Source organism: Colwellia ponticola, from assembly GCF_005885605.1.
Classification (GTDB): Bacteria; Pseudomonadota; Gammaproteobacteria; order Enterobacterales; family Alteromonadaceae; genus Colwellia; species Colwellia ponticola.
The window spans coordinates 1-452 of the sequence record NZ_SZVP01000118.1; the positions used below are offsets into that span (position 1 = coordinate 1).

Below are 452 nucleotides of genomic sequence, written 5' to 3' on the forward strand. Positions count from 1 at the left end.
TTGGCAATATCGCTGGTTTGTTCCTTTTGATGTTATGGGTCTAAAAAAATTAGTTGGTGGGGAAGTTTCTTTTTTAAAGCAATTAGATCAATTTTTTGCCGAGGACAATTACAACCATGCCAATCAGCCGGACTTGCAAGTTCCGGGATTATATAATGCAAGTTCCCAACCTTGGAAATCACAAAAACTATTTCGGAATATTATGTTGGATACCATGGTTCAGACTTATTTTAATGACAATAGTAAGGGAATTGATTCCTATATTGGAAGGATCTATAAAAATGAGCCTCAAGCTTATGTCCGCACCATGGATGATGATGCTGGGACCATGTCCTCTTGGTTTGTAATGCGAAGCATAGGGCTGTCTCCGGCAAACATTGGAAGTCCGATTTACTATTTGACAGCTCCAATCTTTGAGTCTGTACAATTAAATTGGGAAAACGGAAAATCAT

Annotated in this window: 1 protein-coding gene; it reads left to right on the forward strand. The window is 38.3% G+C overall.

All coding sequences use genetic code 11. The features are described 5' to 3' along the window. The coding region (locus FCS21_RS17790; protein WP_138624508.1) for a glycoside hydrolase domain-containing protein at positions 1-452 on the forward strand (452 nt) is incomplete at both ends.